This is a genomic window from Nocardia sp. NPDC003482 (assembly GCF_053588115.1).
The window spans coordinates 655,404-675,367 of sequence record NZ_JBSFPI010000001.1; the positions used below are offsets into that span (position 1 = coordinate 655,404).

General features: G+C 71.0%; 19 protein-coding genes. 9 read left to right on the top strand and 10 right to left on the bottom strand.

From position 1 onward, the window contains the following. Nucleotides 1–77: 77 nt before the first annotated feature. The 6 genes from ACWDSJ_RS03015 (at nucleotide 78) to ACWDSJ_RS03040 (ending at nucleotide 6,912) form a co-directional block, all read left to right on the top strand. Nucleotides 78–896 carry an SAM-dependent methyltransferase gene (locus ACWDSJ_RS03015; RefSeq protein ID WP_450028976.1) on the top strand — a complete coding sequence of 273 codons (819 nt, stop codon included), beginning with the start codon at nucleotides 78–80 and terminating at the stop codon, nucleotides 894–896. A 272-nt stretch (nucleotides 897–1,168) separates the two neighbouring features. Then, nucleotides 1,169–1,591, top strand: coding sequence for a Fur family transcriptional regulator (locus ACWDSJ_RS03020; protein WP_450029025.1), 423 nt, complete (start codon nucleotides 1,169–1,171; stop codon nucleotides 1,589–1,591). A 29-nt stretch (nucleotides 1,592–1,620) separates the two neighbouring features. Further along, a complete protein-coding gene (katG, locus tag ACWDSJ_RS03025) occupies nucleotides 1,621–3,849 on the top strand; it encodes a catalase/peroxidase HPI (protein ID WP_387357844.1) in 2,229 nt (742 codons plus the stop codon). 245 nt (nucleotides 3,850–4,094) lie between these two features. Beyond that, nucleotides 4,095–5,261 carry an LLM class flavin-dependent oxidoreductase gene (locus tag ACWDSJ_RS03030; RefSeq protein ID WP_450028977.1) on the top strand — a complete coding sequence of 389 codons (1,167 nt, stop codon included), beginning with the start codon at nucleotides 4,095–4,097 and terminating at the stop codon, nucleotides 5,259–5,261. Nucleotides 5,262–5,271: 10 nt separating this feature from the next. Next, nucleotides 5,272–6,576, top strand: coding sequence for an LLM class flavin-dependent oxidoreductase (locus ACWDSJ_RS03035; RefSeq protein WP_450028978.1), 1,305 nt, complete (start codon nucleotides 5,272–5,274; stop codon nucleotides 6,574–6,576). Nucleotides 6,577–6,675: 99 nt separating this feature from the next. Beyond that, nucleotides 6,676–6,912, top strand: coding sequence for a hypothetical protein (locus ACWDSJ_RS03040; protein WP_450028979.1), 237 nt, complete (start codon nucleotides 6,676–6,678; stop codon nucleotides 6,910–6,912). 1 nt (nucleotide 6,913) lies between these two features. Here the strand turns inward: ACWDSJ_RS03040 and ACWDSJ_RS03045 are convergent, their stop codons facing one another. The 4 genes from ACWDSJ_RS03045 to ACWDSJ_RS03060 all read right to left on the bottom strand — a co-directional run bounded on the left by ACWDSJ_RS03045 (nucleotide 6,914) and on the right by ACWDSJ_RS03060 (nucleotide 11,086). Then, nucleotides 6,914–7,981, bottom strand: coding sequence for a sodium:calcium antiporter (locus tag ACWDSJ_RS03045; RefSeq protein ID WP_450028980.1), 1,068 nt, complete (start codon nucleotides 7,979–7,981; stop codon nucleotides 6,914–6,916). 52 nt (nucleotides 7,982–8,033) lie between these two features. Then, entirely contained in the window at nucleotides 8,034–8,504 is a 471-nt protein-coding gene (locus ACWDSJ_RS03050) for a hypothetical protein (RefSeq protein ID WP_450028981.1), read from the bottom strand. 82 nt (nucleotides 8,505–8,586) lie between these two features. Then, nucleotides 8,587–9,609, bottom strand: a complete 1,023-nt coding sequence (locus ACWDSJ_RS03055; RefSeq protein WP_450028982.1) for a hypothetical protein — start codon at nucleotides 9,607–9,609, stop codon at nucleotides 8,587–8,589. A gap of 109 nt (nucleotides 9,610–9,718) precedes the next feature. Continuing rightward, complete coding sequence (locus tag ACWDSJ_RS03060; protein WP_450028983.1) at nucleotides 9,719–11,086, bottom strand: APC family permease; 1,368 nt, start codon at nucleotides 11,084–11,086, stop codon at nucleotides 9,719–9,721. 330 nt (nucleotides 11,087–11,416) lie between these two features. Here ACWDSJ_RS03060 and ACWDSJ_RS03065 point away from each other — a divergent pair, with 330 nt between their 5' ends. Continuing rightward, on the top strand, nucleotides 11,417–12,421 hold the full coding sequence (locus ACWDSJ_RS03065; protein WP_450028984.1) for a TIGR03617 family F420-dependent LLM class oxidoreductase: 1,005 nt from the start codon (nucleotides 11,417–11,419) through the stop codon (nucleotides 12,419–12,421). Nucleotides 12,422–12,531: 110 nt separating this feature from the next. Here the strand turns inward: ACWDSJ_RS03065 and ACWDSJ_RS03070 are convergent, their stop codons facing one another. Together ACWDSJ_RS03070 and ACWDSJ_RS03075 are read right to left on the bottom strand one after the other, a co-directional pair. Next, entirely contained in the window at nucleotides 12,532–13,395 is an 864-nt protein-coding gene (locus tag ACWDSJ_RS03070; protein ID WP_450028985.1) for a DMT family transporter, read from the bottom strand. A 262-nt stretch (nucleotides 13,396–13,657) separates the two neighbouring features. Next, nucleotides 13,658–13,990 (bottom strand): hypothetical protein, encoded by a 333-nt coding sequence (locus tag ACWDSJ_RS03075; protein ID WP_450028986.1) that lies wholly within the window; start codon nucleotides 13,988–13,990, stop codon nucleotides 13,658–13,660. 179 nt (nucleotides 13,991–14,169) lie between these two features. Between ACWDSJ_RS03075 and ACWDSJ_RS03080 the strand changes: the two genes are divergently transcribed. Continuing rightward, complete coding sequence (locus ACWDSJ_RS03080; RefSeq protein ID WP_450028987.1) at nucleotides 14,170–15,405, top strand: helix-turn-helix domain-containing protein; 1,236 nt, start codon at nucleotides 14,170–14,172, stop codon at nucleotides 15,403–15,405. 49 nt (nucleotides 15,406–15,454) lie between these two features. Here the strand turns inward: ACWDSJ_RS03080 and ACWDSJ_RS03085 are convergent, their stop codons facing one another. From ACWDSJ_RS03085 to ACWDSJ_RS03100, 4 genes are all read right to left on the bottom strand, one after another. Continuing rightward, complete coding sequence (locus ACWDSJ_RS03085) at nucleotides 15,455–16,369, bottom strand: hypothetical protein (RefSeq protein ID WP_450028988.1); 915 nt, start codon at nucleotides 16,367–16,369, stop codon at nucleotides 15,455–15,457. A gap of 10 nt (nucleotides 16,370–16,379) precedes the next feature. After that, entirely contained in the window at nucleotides 16,380–16,946 is a 567-nt protein-coding gene (locus tag ACWDSJ_RS03090) for a hypothetical protein (protein ID WP_387357869.1), read from the bottom strand. A gap of 121 nt (nucleotides 16,947–17,067) precedes the next feature. After that, entirely contained in the window at nucleotides 17,068–17,721 is a 654-nt protein-coding gene (locus ACWDSJ_RS03095; protein ID WP_387357871.1) for a response regulator, read from the bottom strand. Further along, a complete protein-coding gene (locus ACWDSJ_RS03100; protein ID WP_450028989.1) occupies nucleotides 17,718–18,956 on the bottom strand; it encodes a sensor histidine kinase in 1,239 nt (412 codons plus the stop codon). The genes ACWDSJ_RS03095 and ACWDSJ_RS03100 overlap by 4 nt, the downstream gene beginning before the upstream one ends. 138 nt (nucleotides 18,957–19,094) lie before the next feature. Between ACWDSJ_RS03100 and ACWDSJ_RS03105 the strand changes: the two genes are divergently transcribed. Further along, the gene (locus ACWDSJ_RS03105) at nucleotides 19,095–19,961 is read left to right on the top strand and encodes a sterol desaturase family protein (protein ID WP_450028990.1); all 867 of its coding nucleotides are present in this window, start codon (nucleotides 19,095–19,097) and stop codon (nucleotides 19,959–19,961) included. The last annotated feature ends 3 nt before the right edge of the window (nucleotides 19,962–19,964 follow it).

The window sequence follows — 19,964 nt, forward strand, 5'->3', positions numbered from 1 at the left end:
ACGCGATCGCGGCGGAGTGAAATCGAGGCGTGTACCTTCACGGGAAGGTCCGCGGCACACCTGATGGGGAGGCTTCGATGGCACACGATCTTGTCGAATTCGACACGCAGAAGGCGCATTCGGCGCGCATGTACGACTACTACCTGGGAGGCAAGGACAACTTCGCCGCCGACCGGGAGGCGGCCTCGACGGTGATGGAGGTCTTTCCCGAGACCGCGCAGGCGGCCCGCGCCAATCGCGAATTCGTCCACCGCGCCGCGCGTTTCGCGGCCCGCAGCGGGATCCGGCAGTTCCTCGACATCGGCACCGGCATCCCGACCGAACCCAATCTGCACAACGCGGTGCAGGCGGTCGACCCGCGCTGCCGGGTGGTCTACGTCGACAACGATCCGCTGGTGCTCGCCCACGCGCGGGCGCTGATGTTCGGCTCGGCGGAGGGCCGCACCGACTTCATCCCCGCCGACATCCGCGACCCGCACGTCATCCTCGAATCGGAGACGCTGCGCGAGGTGCTGGATCTGTCCCAGCCCGTCGCCCTCAACCTCGCCGCGATCCTGCACTTCGTCACCGACGAGGAGGGCGCCTACGACATCGTCCGCACCTATATGGACGCGTTCGCCCCCGGCTCCCACCTCGCCGTCACCCACGGCTCGAGCGACCTCAACCCCGAGGTGTTCGAGAAGATCGTCGGCGTCTACGCCCGAGCCGGTATGACGGTCGCGCTACGCGACAAGGCCGCGGTCACCCGCTTCTTCGACGGCCTGGACCTCGTCGAGCCCGGCGTGGTCCCCGTGCACCGCTGGCGGCCCAACCCGGACTTCTACATCCCCGAGGAACGCCTCGCCTGGGCCGACACCGCGTTCGGGGTCTGGTGTGGGGTGGGCGTCAAGCCCTGACGCGGGACGAAAGTCGTTGCGGCCGTTGCCGAATCGCCGCCCCGCGGGTCTCGGGGCAACGGGACGGGGTGCGGGCGGGCGGCGGACGGCGCGGATCGATTCCGCGATTCGGCGGTCGGGAGGCGGGGTGCTGTGGAACACTCCCGATCTTGAAGGGTGTGCGGTGGATCTCACCGTGGGGGAGTTCTAAAAATGACTCGATCAAATGCTTGACTCATTCCAGAAAAGGGACGAGACTGGCGTTCGTGCCCACAGCCAGTGAAGTCCAGCACATGTTGCGGGAGGCCGCGCTGCGCGTGACCGCCCCGCGGATGGCGGTGCTGAGCGCGGTGCACGACCATCCGCATGCCGATACCGATTCGATCATTCGCGTTGTGCGGGACCGTCTTTCGACGGTGTCGCATCAGGCGGTGTACGACTCGTTGCGCACGCTCACCCAGGCGGGGCTGATCCGGTGCATCCAGCCCTCCGGCTCGGTGGCGCGCTACGAGTCCCGCGTCGGCGACAACCACCACCACGTCGTGTGCCGGGCGTGCGGGGTGATCGCCGACGTCGACTGCGCGGTCGGCGCGGCCCCGTGCCTGACCGCGTCGGACGACCGGGGCTTCGCCATCGACGAGGCCGAGGTCGTCTACTGGGGGCTGTGCCCCGACTGCTCGGCGAAACAGGCCGAGCCGCAACGACTTTCACCGTAGCTCGCACCCACTCATGAGGAAGGAATGCCGTGACATCCGACAGCCGTCCGCCCAACCCGGCGACCGAAACCCACAGCGCCAGCGAGAGCGAGAACCCGGCGATCCCGTCGCCGACCCCGAAGACCGGGCGCCCGCACACCAACCGGGACTGGTGGCCCGAGCAGATCGACGTGTCGATCCTGCACGCGCACTCCTCGAAGTCCAACCCGCTGGGTGAGGACTTCGACTACGCCAAGGAGTTCGCCAAGCTCGACGTCGAGGCGCTCAAGGCCGACGTGGCCGCGGTGCTCACCGACTCCAAGGACTGGTGGCCCGCCGACTACGGCAACTACGGCGGCCTGTTCATCCGCATGAGCTGGCACGCCGCGGGCACCTACCGCACCTTCGACGGCCGCGGCGGCGGCGGTCAGGGCGCGCAGCGCTTCGCCCCGCTCAACAGCTGGCCCGACAACGCCAACCTGGACAAGGCGCGGCGGCTGCTGTGGCCGGTCAAGCAGAAGTACGGCAACAAGATCTCCTGGGCCGACCTGCTGGTGTTCGCGGGCAACGTGGCCCTGGACTCGATGGGCTTCCAGACCTTCGGCTTCGGCTTCGGCCGTCCCGACATCTGGGAGGCCGAGGAGGTCTACTGGGGTCCCGAGGACACCTGGCTCGGCGACGAGCGCTACAGCGGCGACCGCGAACTGGCCAACCCGCTGGGCGCGGTGCAGATGGGCCTGATCTACGTCAATCCCGAAGGGCCCAACGGCAATCCGGATCCGCTGGCCTCCGCCCGCGACATCCGCGAGACGTTCGGCCGGATGGCGATGAACGACGAGGAGACCGCCGCGCTGATCGTCGGCGGGCACAGCTTCGGCAAGACCCACGGCGCGGGCAACCCCGACCTGGTCGGCCCCGAGCCCGAGGGCGCCCCGATCGAGCAGCAGGGCCTGGGCTGGAAGAGCGCGCACGGCACCGGCAAGGGCAAGGACGCCATCACCTCCGGCCTCGAGGTGGTGTGGACCGCCACCCCGACCCGCTGGAGCAACGGCTTCCTGGAGAACCTCTACGGCTACGAGTGGGAGCTGACCAAGAGCCCCGCCGGGGCGTGGCAGTGGAAGCCCAAGGACGGCGCGGGCGAGGGCGCCATCCCCGATCCGTTCGGCGGCCCCGGCCGCACCCCGACCATGCTCACCTCGGACCTGGCGCTGCGCGAGGACCCGATCTACCGCGAGATCACCAGCCGCTGGCTGGAGCATCCCGAGGAGTTGGCCGAGGCGTTCGCCAAGGCGTGGTACAAGCTGCTGCACCGCGACATGGGCCCGGTCAGCCGCTACCTCGGCCCGTGGGTGCCCGAGCCGCAGCTGTGGCAGGACCCGGTCCCGGCCGTGGACCACGAACTGGTCGACGGGCAGGACGTGGCCGCGCTCAAGGCCAAGGTCCTCGAATCCGGTTTGACCGTGCCGCAATTGGTGAAGACGGCGTGGGCGGCGGCGGCGAGCTTCCGCAGCACCGACAAGCGCGGCGGCGCGAACGGCGCCCGGCTGCGGCTGGCCCCGCAGAAGGACTGGGAGGTCAACGAGCCCGCCGAGCTGGCCAAGGTGCTGCCGGTGCTCGAGCAGATCCAGCGCGAGTTCAACGACTCCGCCTCGGGCGGCAAGAAGGTCTCGCTGGCCGATGTGATCGTGCTGGCGGGTTCGGCCGCGGTGGAGAAGGCGGCCAAGGACGCCGGTCACGACGTGACCGTGCCGTTCGCGCCGGGCCGCACCGACGCCACGCAGGAGAACACGGATGTGGAGTCGTTCGCGGTGCTCGAACCGCGCGCCGACGGGTTCCGCAACTACGCGCGCGCCGGGGAGAAGGCCCCGCTCGAGCGGCTGCTGCTGGACCGGGCCTACATGCTCGACGTGACCGCCCCCGAGCTGACCGTCCTCATCGGCGGCCTGCGCGCCCTGGGCGCGAACTTCGGCGGCAGCGCGCACGGCGTGTTCACCGACCGTCCCGGCGTGCTGACCAACGACTTCTTCGTCAACCTCCTCGACCCCGAGGGCGTGGAGTGGAAGGCGTCGGAGACCGCCGAGAACGTCTACGAGGGCATCGACCGCTCCGGCGCGACCAAGTGGACCGCCACCGCCAACGACCTCGTCTTCGGTTCGCATTCGGTGCTGCGCGCCGTCGCCGAGGTCTACGCCCAGGCCGACGCGGGTGAGAAGTTCGTCCACGACTTCGTCGCCGCGTGGGTGAAGGTCATGAACAACGACCGCTTCGATCTGGCGTGATCGTTCGGCGCTGAGCGTCCGGGCCGGTCCTTCGGGACCGGCCCGGATTCGTTTCCGGGGGGCGTATTTCCCGGTGCTCGAGCTGATCGGAATCGTTGACATCGCCTGAGCGCGGGCGGTTTTCGCTCGTCACCCGGGGGACGGAGTTCGGCGGGCCGACGACGCCGAGGGTGGTGCGGGGGATTCGGCCGCGCGTCTCGCGTTGCACGGCAGGACAAGTCGCGCACGGACAGGAACGAGAGACGATGGCAGCGGAATCACTGCATCTGGGGGTCGCGCTGGATGGGGCGGGGTGGCATCCGGCCGCGGGGCGGGAGGGGAGTTCGCGGGGTGCGGAGGTGTTCGGGGCGGGGTATTGGACGGATCTGGTGGGGATCGCGCGGCGCGGGCTGCTGGATTTCGTGACCATCGATGACGATCTGAGCGGGCGGGCCCGGCTGGACGCGGAGTTGATCGCGGCGCGGGTGGCGCCGGTGAGCCGGGACATCGGGTTGATTCCCACGGTGACCACGACCCATACCGAGCCGTTCCATGTGTCCAAGGCGCTGGCGACGCTGGATCACATCTCGCGGGGGCGGGCGGGGTGGCAGGTGCGGGCGGCCGGAAGCGCCGCGCAGGCACGGCATTTCGGGCGGCGCGAGGTGCGGGAGCTGACGGCGGCGGAGCGGGCGGCGGCGGTCGCGTCGGGGGAGTTCCCGCAGCAGGTGCGGGAGCTGTTCGAGGAGGCGGCCGACGCGGTGGAGGTGGTGCGGCGGCTGTGGGACTCCTGGGAGGACGACGCGGAGATCCGGGATGTGGCGAACCGGCGGTTCATCGACCGGGACAAGTTGCACTACATCGACTTCGAGGGCCGCTTCTTCAGCGTGCGCGGACCGTCCATCACCCCGCGCCCGCCGCAGGGGCAGCCGGTGGTGACCGCGCTCGCGCACGCGCCGCTGATCTACGAATTCGCTTCGCGCGCGGCGGATCTGGTGTTCGTCACGCCGACGCTGGCGGACGGGCCGCGCTCGATCGTCGACGAGGTCGCCGCCGCGGCCGAGCGGGTCGGCCGGACGGGGGAACCGCTGCGCGTGTACGCCGATCTGGTGGTGTTCCTCGACGCCGACGAACCCGGCGCGCGGCGACTGGCCCGCCTCGACGAGCGCGCCGGGGCCGAATTCGCCTCGGACGCCGCCGTTTTCGCGGGCGCCGCCGAGGACCTCGCCGACCTGATCGTGGCGTGGAGCGAACACGGGCTCGACGGGTTCCGGCTGCGGCCGGGCGTGGCCGTGGACGATCTGACCGCCGTCGCGGACCGGCTCGTGCCCGCCCTGCAACGCCGCGGCGTGTTCCGCACCGAGTATCCGGGCGGCTCGCTGCGCGGGCTGCTCGGCCTGCCCACCGATGTTCCCAACCGTTACGCGACTGCCTGAGAGGCCGGACGTGAGCACCCACCGCAAACAGATCATCCTCGGCGCCTATCTCGGCGGGGTGAACCATCACACCGCGTGGTGGCATCCGCGCGCCGGAAGCCAGATCGACTTCACCAGTTTCGAGCACACCGCCCGCACCGCCGAACGCGGCAGGTTCGACTTCTTCTTCCTCGCCGAGGGGCTGGCGTTGCGCGAACGCGCGGGCCGGATCTTCGATCAGGACATCATCGGCCGCCCCGACACCCTCACCGTGCTGGCGGCGCTCGCCGCGGTCACCGAACACCTCGGGCTGGCGGGCACGATCAACACCACCTTCAACGAGCCCTACGAGCTGGCCCGCCAGTTCGCGAGCCTGGATCACCTCTCCGGCGGCCGCGCGGCGTGGAATGTGGTGACCTCCTTCGACGCGTTCACCGGGCAGAACTTCCGCCGCGGCGGCTTCCTCGATCCCGCCGACCGGTATGTGCGGGCGGAGGAGACGCTGAAAGCCGTTCGCGCCCTGTGGGATTCGGACGGTGGCGAATTCGCCCTCAGCGGCCAGCAGTTCGATATCGCGGGCCGGTTCTCGGTGCCGCGCAGCCCGCAGGGCAGGCCGGTGATCCTCCAGGCCGGGGTGTCGCCGCAGGGCCGCGCGTTCGCCGCCGCCAACGCCGACGCCATCTTCTCCCCGTACGGCAAACTGCCCGAGGCCGCGGAGTTCTACCGCGACGTCAAGGCCCGCGCGGTCGCCGCGGGCCGCTCCGCCGACGACATCAAGATCCTGCCGTCGGCGAGTTTCGTGCTCGGCGACACCGAGGCCGAGGCGGTCGAGAAGTATCACACGATCCGCGACGAGCAGGTCACCGGCCAGACCGCGCTGATCCTGTTGGAGCAGATCTGGAATCGCGACCTGTCCGGCTACGACCCCGAGGGCCCGGTCCCCGCGATCGACCCGGACCCCGACGCGCCGCCGATCATCCAGGGCCGCGCGTTCGTGCACCAGGATCGCTTCGCGACCGCGCGGCGGCTGCGCGAGGTGGCCGAGGCCAAGCGGCTGAGCCTGCGGGAGGTGGTGATCGACCAGTTCGAACGCGGCGCCCTGGTCGGGACGCCCGCGCAGGTGGCCGAGCGGATCGACGAGTTCGTGCAGAACGACGGCTCCGACGGGTTCATCCTGGGCTCCCATCTGGTGCCGTGGGGTCTCGACGAATTCGTCGACCGGGTGGTGCCGTTGTTGCAGGATCGCGGGGTGCTGCGCGCCGAGTACACCGGGACCACGCTGCGGGAGAACCTGGGGTTGTCGAACGCGCGGGCCGCGGTGCCGTCCAGGGCCTGACCCCCGCGTCGCGGGGGCGTGAAAACTGGGGTCTCGCACCGGGTTTCGCGAGTTCCTACGCTCGGCCGAAACATCGACACGACCGAAGGAGCCCCTCCCGTGAAGAACAACGTCCTGGCCGCCGCACTCGTCACCGCGGCCCTGACCCTGCCGCTCGCGGCCGCCGCGGTCCCAGCGGCCGCGGCGCCCGCACCCGCGACCACCGATGTCGCCCTGACCCAGATCGACGCCGGGACCGGGTCGGCGTCGGGGTCGGCGGCGGCGATGACGGAGCTGATCTGCACGATTCGCGCGCTGCTGGCCATCGGGGCCCAGTGCGGGATCATCTACCCCTGAGTCAATTCGGGACGAAGGCCAGGCCCGCGATTCCGGCGGCGTAGACCAGCAGGGCGGTCACCGAATCCGGGCCCATCCGCAAGAATTGGCGGCGCGGGCGGAACACCAGGCCGGTCATGTACACCAGGGTGAGCACCCCGCCCAGGCCGGTGAGGTAGATGTCGGTGTGGTGGGCCTGCGGCAGCACCGCGGAACCGGAGACGATGGTGGCGACGAGGAACAGCACCGGCAGGAAGGCGTTGCCGCCGAAGATGTCGCTGACGGCGAGCTTGTAGTCGCCGAGGCGGGTCGAGGTGAGGCCGGTCGACAGTTCCGGCAGGGCGGTCGCCGCCGCCAGGACGGTCGCGCCGAACAGCACCCCGGACATGCCCCACCGGCCGAACAGCTCCTCGCCGCTGCGTTCGATGAACACGCCGGCCACCAGCGTCACCAGCGCCGCGATCGCGAAAACCGTTGCGACGCGGGCGGTTCCGAGGCCGCGGCGGGTGGCCTCGCTCTCCTTGGAGACCTCCGAGTGCCCGCGCGCCTTCGCCTGGCTGTCGGGGGCGTTGCCGTCCTCGTGCCAGGGCAGCCCCTTCCCGGCCTTGCGCACCAGCAGCAGCCCGACCAGCCACAGCACCGCGATGAGCAGCGCGCCGGGCGTGGTGCGCGCGATGACGAGGTCGCCGGGCATCTGGGTGGACATGATCACCACCAGCAGCAGCGCCACCACCAGCGCGCCCTCCAGCAGCAGCGCCAGCGACGCGGCCAGATAGGTGAGCGGGGCGCGCGGGCGGACCCCGGCGGCGTCGAGGGCGACCAGCACCACGGTCTGCAAGGCGATCCCGCCGAGAATGTTGCCGACCGCGACATCGGTCTGATGGGCCGCGGCGGCGCTGACGGTGATGGCGAGTTCGGGCAGGTTCGTGGCGATGGCCAGCAGGATGACCCCGCCCATGGCCTCGCCCAGACGCAGGCGCTGGGACAGCACATCGGTGGCGTCGGACAGTTTGACGCCCGCGACCCAGATCGCGGCGGCGCACGCCACGAAGATGATCAGCAGCAACGGGGACGACAGGGAACTCACCATGATCGAATGCCCAAGCGTGGCGGGTTCATTCACCGGGCCCGGGAACGCCCCCTCAGCTGCGGCGCAGGGTGCCGGTGACGGGGCCGGTGCGGTAGTCGAGCGTGCCGTCGGTGTGCAGTCGCACCGTGACGTCGGCCTTGTCGCAGTTCGGGCCGGTGGCCGAGGCGGTGGCGAGGGTGAGTTCGGTGTCGGAGACGGCGGACAGGCTCTCGGTGCGCTCGCAGCGCGCGCCGGTGGCCTTGTCGGTGCTCGACGAGGTGGCCACGTGATCGGCGTTGTCGCCGGTGATGGTGAGCACGACGTCGAAGCTGTCGTGACCGTTGTCGGCCACGCCCTTCCATTCGCCGAGGAACGCCGGGGAGATCTGATCGGCCTTCGGCGAATGGTCCTCGGGGTTGCGCACATAGGCCACGATCGCGATCACCACGATGAGCAGGGCGATGGGGCCCACGATGGCCAGTCGTATCCGGTTCTTGCGGCGGATCGCTCGTTGTTCGGGTGTCAACCACTCATCGCCGTCCACCCGGCCCAGTGTATGGGCGATCGCTCCGGGAATCCGCTTTTTACGCAACCGAATTCGGCGTGGCGTGTCGAGCGACGGCCGGTCAGTTGATCGGGACGATGGCGAGGGCGTTGTCCGGGCGGGCCGCGACCAGCAGGTTCTTGTTCGCGGCGTCGAGGCTGAATCCGGTGGGGCCGTGCAGATTCGAGGGCAGGCTCACCTTGGACACCTCGGTGCCGTCGGGGCGGTAGATCTTGATGGTGCCGGTGGTGGCGGCGGTGGCGGTGACCCAATCGGCCACGGCGATATTGCCGTTGGGCAGCACCTGCACTCCGGCGAGCACGCCGTGCACGGCGCCGAGTTTGGTCGCGGTCACCGTGCCCGGCCGCAGTTCGAGCCGGTACAGGTCGCCGCCCTCGGCGCGGTCCCCGGCGGCGGCGACGTAGGCGAGCTTGCGGTCGCGGTCGACGGCGATGCCCTTGGCGCCGGGGATCTGGGTGGCCAGCGGCTCGAATCTCTTGTCGGCGGTGTGCAATTGGTGGACCGCGCCGTGGGCGGTGTCGGTCACCAGCAGCGTCGTGTCGTCGAGGGCGGCGATGCTGTCGAGCAGGATCGGGCCGTCGGCGGTGAGCGTCGCCTCGAAGATCTGGGTGAGGGTGTGCGGGTCGTAGCCGACGACGCGGTCGACGTCGGCGACGTAGAGGGTGCCGTTGACGACGGCCATGCCCGCGGGCGCGTTGAGCTTCGGCTCGCCGGGGCGGGGCAGGGCCGTGCGGTTGGTGACGGTGCCGTGGTCGGTGAGCTGGGAGACGAATCCGGTGCCGTCCTTGGCGGCCGGATCCTTCTTGTCGCCGAGGTTGCTGACGAACCATTGATCGTCGATCACCACGACACCGCTCGGGCTCGCGAAGCCCTGCACCGAACCGGGCGCGGCGACGTAGGCGGTGCGGGTCGGTGAGGCGGAAACCGAAGTGTCCGAAGGGGTTACGGTGACGATGACCGTGGTGGCCGTCGGGGTGGCCGGGTGCTGGTCGTTCCCGTTCCCGCCGCAGCCGGTGGCGACGAGCGCGAGCGCGCCCAGTCCGGCGGTGAGCCTGCCGATCGATCGCCGGTGCACCGCGCGCATAGCCTGGTCCGTTCCCTCGTTCGGCTGATCCGCGACCAAGGTATCCGAACGGGCGCGGCGGCGCAGGGAAAGATCGCGAATTCGGCGGCGCGGTGAATGTGTCGGCGCGTCAGAATATTTCGGGGGCGGGGCCGGTCGTCGATGCCGCCTTCTCGTCGGTCAGGTCGGCGGGCCGGGACTTCTTGCGCGGCCGGTCTTTTCGGCGCAGGTGGTTGGCCGCGCCGAGCAGCACGCCGAGCGCGACGAGGATCAGGCCGCGCAGCCAGATGGCGGCCTCGATGCGGGTGAACAGGAACAGGCACGAGATCAGCGCGAGGACCGGGACGGGCAGCGGGACGCGCAAGTGGTCGCGGGCGTCGCCGGGGTCGCGGCGCAGCAGCAGGACGGTGATGTTGACGGCGGTGAACACGATCAGCAGCAACAGCACCAGCGTCTCGGCGAGGGCGGCGACCTCGCCGGTGAGGGCGAGCACCAGCGAGACCGCGGAGGTGGCGAGGATCGCGACCCACGGGGTGCGCCGGCCCGGCAGCACCCGAGCCAGCACCGCGGGCAGCAGGCCGTCGCGGGCCATGCCGTAGGCCAGGCGCGAGGACATGATCCCGGTCAGCAGCGCGCCGTTGGCGACGGCGACGAGCGCGATCACGCTGAACAGCCGATCGGGCACGCCCCCGGCGAGGCGGACGACCTCGAGCAGCGGTCCGCTCGAGGCGGCGAGCCGGTCGGTGGGCACGGCCGCGCTGGCGACGACGCCGATCAGCACGTAGACGATCCCGGCGGTGAACAACGCGCCGAACAGCGCCCGCGGATAGGACCGGCGCGGATCGGTGACCTCCTCGGCGAGATTGGCGGAGGTCTCGAAGCCGACGAAGGAGTAGAAGGCCAGCACCGCCCCGGCCAGGGTCGCGCCCACCACGCCGTGTTCGGGCGTGCCGATCTCGGTGAGCCGCGCGGGATCGGCGTCGCCGCGGAGCATCACCCAGGCGCCGAGCACGATGATCAGCACCAGACCGCCGAGTTCGATCACGGTGGCGACGGCGTTGGCGCCCAGCGATTCCTTGATGCCGCGAATGTTGAGCAGCGCGAGCGCGGTCAGGAACACCACGATCACCGCGGTCGTGGGCAGCTCGACCAGGGCCCGCAGATAGTCGCCCGCGAAGCCGCGGGCCAGCGCGCCCACCGACACCACCCCGGCGGCGAGCATGCAGAATCCGATCAGCGATCCGGCGGCCGGTCCCAGCGCGCGGGTGACGTAGTGCGAGGACCCGCCCGCGCGCGGATATTTGGTCGCGAGTTCGGCATAGGACGCGGCGGTGAGCGTCGCCATGATGAGCGCCACCAGCAGCGGCAGCCACACCGCGCCCCCGGATTGCGCGGCCACCTGCCCGACCAGGATGTACACGCCCGCGCCGAGGACATCGCCGAGGATGAAGAAGTACAGCAGGGGGGTCCGTACGGCCCGGTTCAGAGCTGTCGCCATGGTGTACCGATACCCGCGATCGTGCCGGTGATGCCTGGGGAGATGGGGCGACCGGGCTCAGGGGGCGAGAGGGAGCGCTTCGCGACGGTTTCGGCTGTCGGTGACCGGGTTTCGTCGGGCGGGATTCGCGATGTCGTTCTCGTCGCCGCGTCGACGGGGTGTCGAGGTCCCGGCGCAGGTCGAGGATGTCCGCGGGTGACGGTGTCGCGAGGTGGTACGGACTGCTCAGGGTGGCGTCGGGCCGGGGCCGCCGGTGGGTCCCGGTGGGTGGAATCGGGTGCTGTGTGAGCGGTGGGGCGGTGGTTGGGTGGCGGGGGAGAGGACGGCGTGATGTTGGTCGACATTCAGTTGGACGGGCGGCCGGATCGGGTGATCGGGCGGGCGCGGGAGTTGGCGGGGCTCGGGGTGGACGGGTTGTTCACGTTCGAGGGGCCGCACGATGTGTTCGTGCCGTTGGCGGCGGTGGCGCCGGTGGTGCCGATGACGGTGAGCACCAATGTGGCGGTGGCGTTTCCGCGCAGTCCGATGCATGTGGCGCACACGACCTACGATCTGACATTGCTCAGCGAGGGCCGGTTCCGGTTGGGGCTGGGGTCGCAGATTCGGCCGCACATCGAAAACCGTTACGGCGCAACGTGGTCGCGGCCCGCGGCGCGGCTGGGGGAGTTCGTGGCGGCGGTGCGGGCGATCCTGACGTCGTGGCAGGAGCGGACGCCGCTGGACTTCCGGGGCGAGTTCACCCGGCACACGCTCATGCCGCCGACCTTCGATCCCGGGCCGAACCCGTTCGGTGTCGCGCCGGTGCTGATGGGCGGGCTCGGCCCGGTGATGGCGCGGACCGCGGCCGAGGTCGCCGACGGTCTGATGATGATGCCGTTCAACACGATTCGGCACTTCCGCGAGCGCACCCTGCCCGCCGTCGCGGAGGGCCTGGACCGCGCGCGCCGCGCGGCGGCGGATTTCGAGATCGTCCCGCAGGTGATGGTGTCGATGTTCCGCGACGACACCGAACGCGCCGCCGCCGACGCCGGGGTCCGCCGCCTGCTCGCCTTCTACGGTTCGACCCCCGCCTACGCCCCCGTCCTCGAGGTCGAGGGCCGCGGCGACCTGCAACCCCGCCTCAACGACCTGTCCAAACGCGGCGCGATCGACCACATGACCGACCTCATCGACGACACCCTCCTCGAAACCATCGCCGTCCGAGGCACTCCCGAGCAATGCGCCCACCAGATCACCACCCGCTTCGCCGCCCTCGGCTCCCGAGTCTGCGTCTACTTCCCCGGCTACCACCCCGCCCCCTCCCACATAGCCGCCCTCGTCCAAGCCCTCCACTGACCCCAGCCCGGCAACCCAGCCGCACCCTTTATTCGGATCCGCACCCGTTTCGTAGCTATGCAAGGGGTGCGGATTCGAATAAGGGGTGCGGCTGTACTGGTGGACGGGGGTTAGGGGGCGGGTTTTTTGGTGGTGTTGAGGGTTAGGGCGGAGGTGAGGATTAGGGTGCCGCCGAGGAGGCCGGGGAGGGTGGGGGTTTGGTGGTAGAAGAGGAGGCCGAACAGGAGGCCCCAGAGGCATTCGAGGGTGAGGAGGTTGCCGGCGTGGACGGGGTCCACGCGGTCGAAGCCGTAGTTGATGAGGAAGACGTTGGCGATGCTGAGGATGCCCGCCACCGCGACGGCCGACCAGAGGGTGAGGGGGGAGACGGGGCCGGTCACCTGGGGGACGCCCTGGCCCTGGGCGAGGGAGGTGAGGGCCACGCCGAGGGTGCCGACGCCGAGGGTGAGGGTCGTGATCTCGTGGTTGTTGAGAACGCCGGTGTGCCAGTCGCGGCCGAGGTAGCTCCACGCCATCGCGGTCATGGCGAGCAGGGCCAGCAGATCGCCCGGATCGACCGTGACGCCCGCGCCGCCGGATCGCGGACCGGACAGAAGTGCCACGCCCACAACGGAACCCGCGACGCACGCCAGCCGCGCGGGGGTCGCGGAGACCCGCCGCAACAGCAGACCGAGCGCGGCGGCCAGGGGGAGCGCGGCGATGAAGGAGACGTTCGCGACGCTGGTGAGGGTCGCGGCCTTGGCGAACAACAGGGTGCCCACGACATACAACAACACCGTCCGCGCCACGACCACCGCCCACTCCCGCCCGCCCGCGCGCACGACGACGGCCCACCGCAACTTCCGGGCGAAGATCACCACCGCCAGCGCGAACGCCACCGCGGTGCGCAGATAGACCTGCTGGGCGACGGTGAAACCGTGGTCGAGGTAGCGGGTGAACACGGTCAGCATGGCGAACGACGCGGTCAGGATCACCAGCGCCGCGACACCTCGCAGGTCGGTGATCTTGCTACCTCGTACGATTGCCGTGCCATCGATACCGCTAGCGTACCTACCCCCTCCGGCTACCGGTTCGTAACTTCCGATCGGTATGGAACAGGCGGATATTCGGCAATCGTCTGGTGCGGATCACCGGCCGCGAGACCTCGCGCGCCCGGCGTCGGCGGTCCCGGCGCGGGGGTAGTCGGCGCGTGGTGACCGCCGCGCCGGGCGTCGGTCCGAGGGCGCGCGCCGGGCGTCAGCGATCCCGGCGCGCCCGTAATCGGCGCAACCAGCGCCGCGCCGATTCGATCCGCTCCGGCGGCCGGGGCGGGGTCGGCGGCGCGGGCGGACACGCCGGGCGTCTGCCGCGCCGGGCCCGCGCGAGCCAGCCCGCGAGCAGGCACGCCGCCGACAGGATCGACACGGTCGGGATGTTCATCACCGACGCGCAGGCGATGTAGGCGGCCAGCGCCGTGACGACGGTGGCCGCCGCGGACATCACCTGGATCAGTTGGGTGGTGAGTGAGGTTGTGCCGCTGGGTGTTTCGGTGTCGGCGGGATCTCCGCCGACGGTGCTGTCGTTTCTCATGACGCTCAGCCTGCGATCGCGCGGGCCGTCGGCGCCAGGGTGGGGCCGACGCTTGCACGCCTGACGCGCAGAAGCGCGTGAAATGCGAACGCAACCAGGCGAATCGGGGCTACTGTTGAGCTCGGACGGCGTGGAGCCCCTTGCCCGTCCGGCCTTCGTGAAGCCCAACGGGAGATGTTGTGAGCACCCCACACAGCATCGCGTGCGCACGCCGGATCGTGCGCGATGTGGAAACCGCCGGGGGGACGACGTGGGACGCGGTGCGGGCGATCCGGGCGCACTGCGGGATGTCGCTGCTGCGCGCGCATCGAATGGCCCACGGCTATACCCTCGTCGATGTCGCTCACCGGTTGCGGGAATCGCTCGACGCGGCGGGAGTGCCCAATTCCGGTGTGTCCCACCAGAGTGTGTCGCGCTGGGAGACCGGGCTGGACATGCCGTCGTATCAGTTCCTCGACGCCCTGTGCCGGGTCTACCGCACCCGCCCCGATCGCCTCGGATTCGGTCACGACTACACCGACGATCGGGCCGCGCCCGCGCCCGCCGCGGTGGCGGGCGTGTGGGAGACGGTGCGCGCGTTGGAGGAGAGCGTCGAGTCCAGCGGCTATCTGGTGTATGTGCAGCCACCCTCGGAGTACATCCCCGCGCGGATGCGGGATCTGGCGCAGATCCAGCATCTGATGCTGGCCGACCGGTCCGCGGAGCTGCGCCGGCGGCTGCTGCGGGTGGAGGCGATCGTGGCGGGGCTGATCGCGTTCCGGCTCAACGACGTCGCCGACATCCACGACACGTTCATGTGGTTCGCCAAGGCGCGGCGCGCCGCGCGGCAGGCCGGGGACACCGCGGTGGAGGCGTGGCTGCGCGGGCATCTGGCCCACGGGCACGAGTGCTACCGGCATCAGCTGGATCAGGGTCTGGCGGCGGCACATTCGGCGCAGGCGGCGGGCGCGCGGTCGGCGTGCGTGTTCGGGCTGCTGGCCGAGGCCGGGATCCAGGCCCGGATCGGGCGGCGGCGGGAGGCGGTCGGCGCGATCACGACCGCGGAGCGGATGTTCGCCGCACTGCCCGCGACGGCCACCGGCGACGACAATCTCGGCACCTCCGAATACATCCTGCGCTGGCATCAGGCGCACACCCTCAGCGCGATCGGGGATCGCCGTGCCGCGCAGGAGATGCGGGCGCGGGTGCTGGAACTGCCGATGGCCGACAAGGATCGGGTCGGGCGCGCGCTGCTGGATCTGGATCTGGCGGCGATGCTCGAACGCGAGGGCGAGCTGGAGCAGGCGTGCGCGCTGATCCGCAACGTGTGGCTGACGCTGCCCGCCGAGCTGCGGGTGGGTCAGATCCAGCGCGCGCTCACCCAGGTGGTGGCGCGGCTGCCGATGCCCGTGCGCGACACCGTGTTCGGGCGCTGACGCGGCGATGCCACCGGCGCGGGGGCCGGTGGCATCGGGGCGGGGACGGTCAGTAGTTGGTGCCGAGGATGCGGTGGAAGAAGCCGCGGTAGCCGCGCAACGCCTGGCGCAGATCCTCGGTGTCGGCGGATTTGCCCGCGCGCCAACGGCTTTCCAGGGCCTGCTTGCGGTCGGCGATGACCCGGGTCAGCTGATCGATGGTGGTGCCGACCAGTTCGTCGGCGCGGGTGACCGCCTGGTGCGGGTCGTCGACGAACAGCGCCTGGACCTCCCGCCATTCGATGCGCAGCCGCTCCAGGTCGGCGTCGGCGAACAGCGGGTGGTCGTCGGAGGTCGGCGTGGGCTGCGGGGGTTTGGCGGATTCGCCGTCGGGGACCTGGGTGCCGTCGAGTTCGGCGGTGCCGCGGTCGGCGGGACCCGTTCCGGCGGTGGGGTTCTCGGCGGTGGTGGTGTGCTCGGCCGCGGCGGTCTCCCCGGCGGCGGTGCCGACCTCGGTGTGGGTGTCGTGTTCGGCGGGGTCGGCGGCGCGGCGCTCGTCGGCGGTGTCGAGTTCCTCGTCGTGATGCGATTGCGAGGCCGGGCCGGTGCGGGTCTCCTCGTCGCGGACCTCGGCGTCGCCGACGGTGCTGTCGCTGGCGGTGTCGTGGGTGCCCGCCGAATCATGGTGCGCGACAGTGGAATCGCGCTCCTGGTCGATGACGCCGGAGTCGTGCCCGGCGGTGGCGTCGGGGACGTCCGGGTCGCCGTGGGTGGTGCCGGATTCGTGCCCGTGCGTGGCGGATTCGGTCTCGTAGCCGCCGGAGGCCGAATCGCCGTGTGCGCCGGTGTGTTCCGGGTCGTGGGCGGCGGTGCCCGTTTCGTGGTGGCCGGTTTCGGCGTCGGGGTCCGAATCGTGGTGGGCGGTAGCGGTTTCGGGATCGCCGTCGATATCGGTGTCGGGATCGCGGCGGGAGAAGATGCTCATGACACTCTCACTACTGGTGGTGGCGGGTGGTGGTCGGGGTCGGATCGGTGCCGAGCAGGTCGGCGAACAGCTCGCGGTAGTGGACGATGGCCGTGCGCATGTCCTCCGTGGAGGCGGTTCCGTCGGACGCGCGGACGGTGATGTCGTGCGCGACGCGGAAACCGCTCAGCGGTTCGGCGTGTTCGACCGACAGATCGGCGACCTTCTGGTCGTGATCGTCGGTGGGATAGCCGCGGTCGGCCATGATCGCGGTCACCAGCCGGTCGGCCACGCCGAGCGCCCCGGCGGGGTCGTCGACGAACTGCTCCTGCATGCGCGCCCATTCCAGCTGGTAGCGCTGTTTCTGTTCGTCGGACAGCTCGCGCAGTTCCAGTTGGGCGTGGCGGCGTTCGCGTTCGGCCAGTTCGGCCTCGGCGGCGCGGCGGTCGTCGGTCTCGGCGACCACGCGGTCGTACTCCGGCCCGAATTTGGTGCGTAGTCGCCGTCGGCGCAGCGCCGGTCGGGCCGCCAGCGCGATGACGATCGCGACGACGACCACGACGATGACGATGATCGCGGCCAATACTCCACCCGACACGTGAACCTCCTCGTCGAGTTCTGATGCTCGCGCCAGGTATGCCTCGGTACGCCGCCGCCAAACCCGCTGGGCGTCAGGAGGGTTGACGGGCGCGCCGGTGGTCTGGTGCTCGGCCCCTACCTCAGCGTCGGGCGATGCCGTGCTGATGGGCGTAGACGACGGCGTGGATGCGGTCGCGGACGCCGAGTTTGGCGAGGATGCGGGAGACATGGGTCTTGACGGTCTCCTCGCCGACGCCGAGGGCGGCGGCGATCTCGCCGTTGCTGGCGGCGTCGGCGAGCAGGAGCAGCACCTCGTGTTCGCGGGCGGTGAGGGTGGCCAGTTCCGGCGGCGGCGGGGCGGGGGCGAGGGTGCCCGCGAGGCGGGCGGCGAGGCGGCGGGTCATCGACGGATCGATGACGGCGTCCCCGCGCGCGGCCACGCGGACGGCGGCGACGAGTTCCTCCGGCGGCAGGGTCTTCAACAGGAAGCCGCTGGCCCCGGCGGCGAGCGCGCGGGCCAGGCTGGCCTCGCTGTCGTAGGTGGTGAGCACGAGCACCCGGGTGCCGCCCGCGGCGACGATGGCCGCGGTGGCGGCCAGGCCGTCGAGTTTGGGCATGCGCACGTCGAGGATCGCGACATCCGGTCGCAGCCGGGCGGTTTCGGCGATGGCGGCGCGGCCGTCGCCGACGTCGGCGACGCAGTCCAGATCCGGATGCGCGGTGATCACCGCGCGCAGCCCGGAGCGGAACATGGCGTGGTCGTCGGCGATGAGCACGCGGATCGGGCCGCTCACGTCGCCCCGATCGGCAGCACCACCGCGACCCGCCAGCGCCGATCGGGGCCGACGCCGTGTTCGACGGTGCCGCCGAACAATTCGGCGCGGCGGCGGATGCCGTCCAGCCCGCGATGCGCGGACGTCTCCGGAAGATGATGCGGGGCAACGGGATTGGTCTGGTCGATGCGCAGCCGCCGGTCGTCGCGGGCCACGCGCAGGGCGGCGGTGCCCGCGCCGTGCCGCAACGCGTTGGTGAGCAGTTCCTGCACGATGCGGAACACGGTGACGTCCAACGACTCCGGCAGCGGGTCGGCGGCCCGGCCGGTGTCGAGTTCGACGGCGAGTCCGGCCGCGCGCACGGTGTCGACGAGGGCGTCGATATCGGCGAGGCCGGGCTGGCGGGTCGCGGCGTCGTCGCGGCCGTGCAGCAGGTCGAGCTGGCGGCGCAGATCGACCATGGCCGCGCGGGTGGACTCCTCGACCGCGGTGAGCGATCGGGTGGCGGCGTCGTGGCCGGGCGGCAGCGCGAGCCGAGCCGCCCCCGCGTGGATGCCGATGGCGGCGACGTGATGGGAGATGACGTCGTGCAGATCGCGGGCGATGGCCTCGCGCTCGTCGGCGAGGGCGCGTTCGAGGGCGGCGCGTTCGTGCTGACGCCGAATGCGTTCGCGCTGTTCGAGTTCGGCGATGTAGGCGCCGCGCCCGGCGGTGTAGCGGCCGACCAGCCACGGCACCAGACCCGCCGAGACGGTCTGGGTGAGCAGCAGCCGCCAGTCGTGGGCGGCGGGCCCGCCGGAGATCAGGGTCGCGGCCGCCGCGCCGAACCCGAGCAGCGGCACCGTCAGCAGCGACGCCCGCGTCGACAACCACGCCCCGGCCCGATAGCCCGCGACCAGATAGCCGACGTCGGCGACGCGGAAGCCGAGCCCGTGCCGATGCATGAGCCACGCCTCGAGCAACCGCAGCGCGACCTGCGCGGCGGCGACGAGCGCGGCGGTGCCGGGCGGCGCGGCCAGCGCGAGATCGGCGGCGACGATCGCGACGATCATGACCACCGCGAATCCCGGACCGCTGCCGGGCAGCCCGCACACGCCGAAGACGAGCGCGTCCACCGCGGCGGCCGCGGCGGCGACGAGCAGCGACTGCCGGGCCAGCGAGCGGCGCACGGTCCCGGGTTCGCGCCCGGCGGCGAAGGTGCGCACCGACGCCTCGGCGCGCCGCCGCGCCCAGGCCCGCATCGTCTCGCCCCGCACGGTCGCCGACGATACCCGGCCGCCGCGCCCGCGCCGTCCCTCGTACGGGGGAGCCGCGATCCCTCGGCGGCGCGATGTTTCGCCCGGTCGGGGTCGATAACGTCGGCGGCGGACCGGGTTTCGGAGGAAGGACGTGGGATGAACGCGGAACTGGGGCTGTACGCGGTGCCCGCCTTCGCGGTGCTGATGGCGCTCGAGTGGCTCGACGCGCGCCGCGACGGGCGAACGGGTTTCGCGCGCCGGGACACCGCCGCCAATTGGGGAATCTATGTGCTGGGTCTGGTGACCAAGCCGGTGCAGCAGTATCTGCTGCCGTTCTCGGCGGTCGTGGCGGCGGCGGCGCTGACGCCGTGGCAGCTGCCCGCGGATCGGTGGTGGGTGTGGGTGCTGGGCCTGGTGGTGACCGATTTCTGTTACTACTGGGCGCATCGGGCCGACCACCGGATCCGGTTGCTGTGGACCGCGCACAGCGTGCACCACTCGAGCACGTACTTCAATCTGTCGACGGCGATCCGGTTGCCGTGGCTCAATCCGCTGGCGTCGCTGCCGCGGAGTCTGGCGTGGGTTCCGGCGGCGTTGCTGGGGTTCCCGGTGTGGATGATCTTCCTGCTGATCTCCCTCGGGCTGCTGTACCAGTTCCCCATCCACACCCAGCGGGTGCGAAAGCTCTGGCGCCCCATCGAATTCGTGTTCAACACGCCCGCGCACCATCGGGTGCACCACGGCTCGAACGCGCCGTATCTGGATCGCAACTACGGCGGGGTGTTCATCGTGTGGGACCGGATGTTCGGCTCGTTCGCCGCGGAGACCGAGCCGATCCGCTACGGCCTGACCCACGACATCGCCACCGACAATCCGGTGAAGGTGAACTACCACGAGTTCGCGGCCCTGGTGGGGGATGTGCGGGCCGCGCGGACCTGGCGTGGACGGCTCGGCTACGTCTTCGGCCCGCCCGGCTGGCGGGAGCCCGGGATCGAACCGGTGCGCGAGAAGGCTTCGGCCTGAACG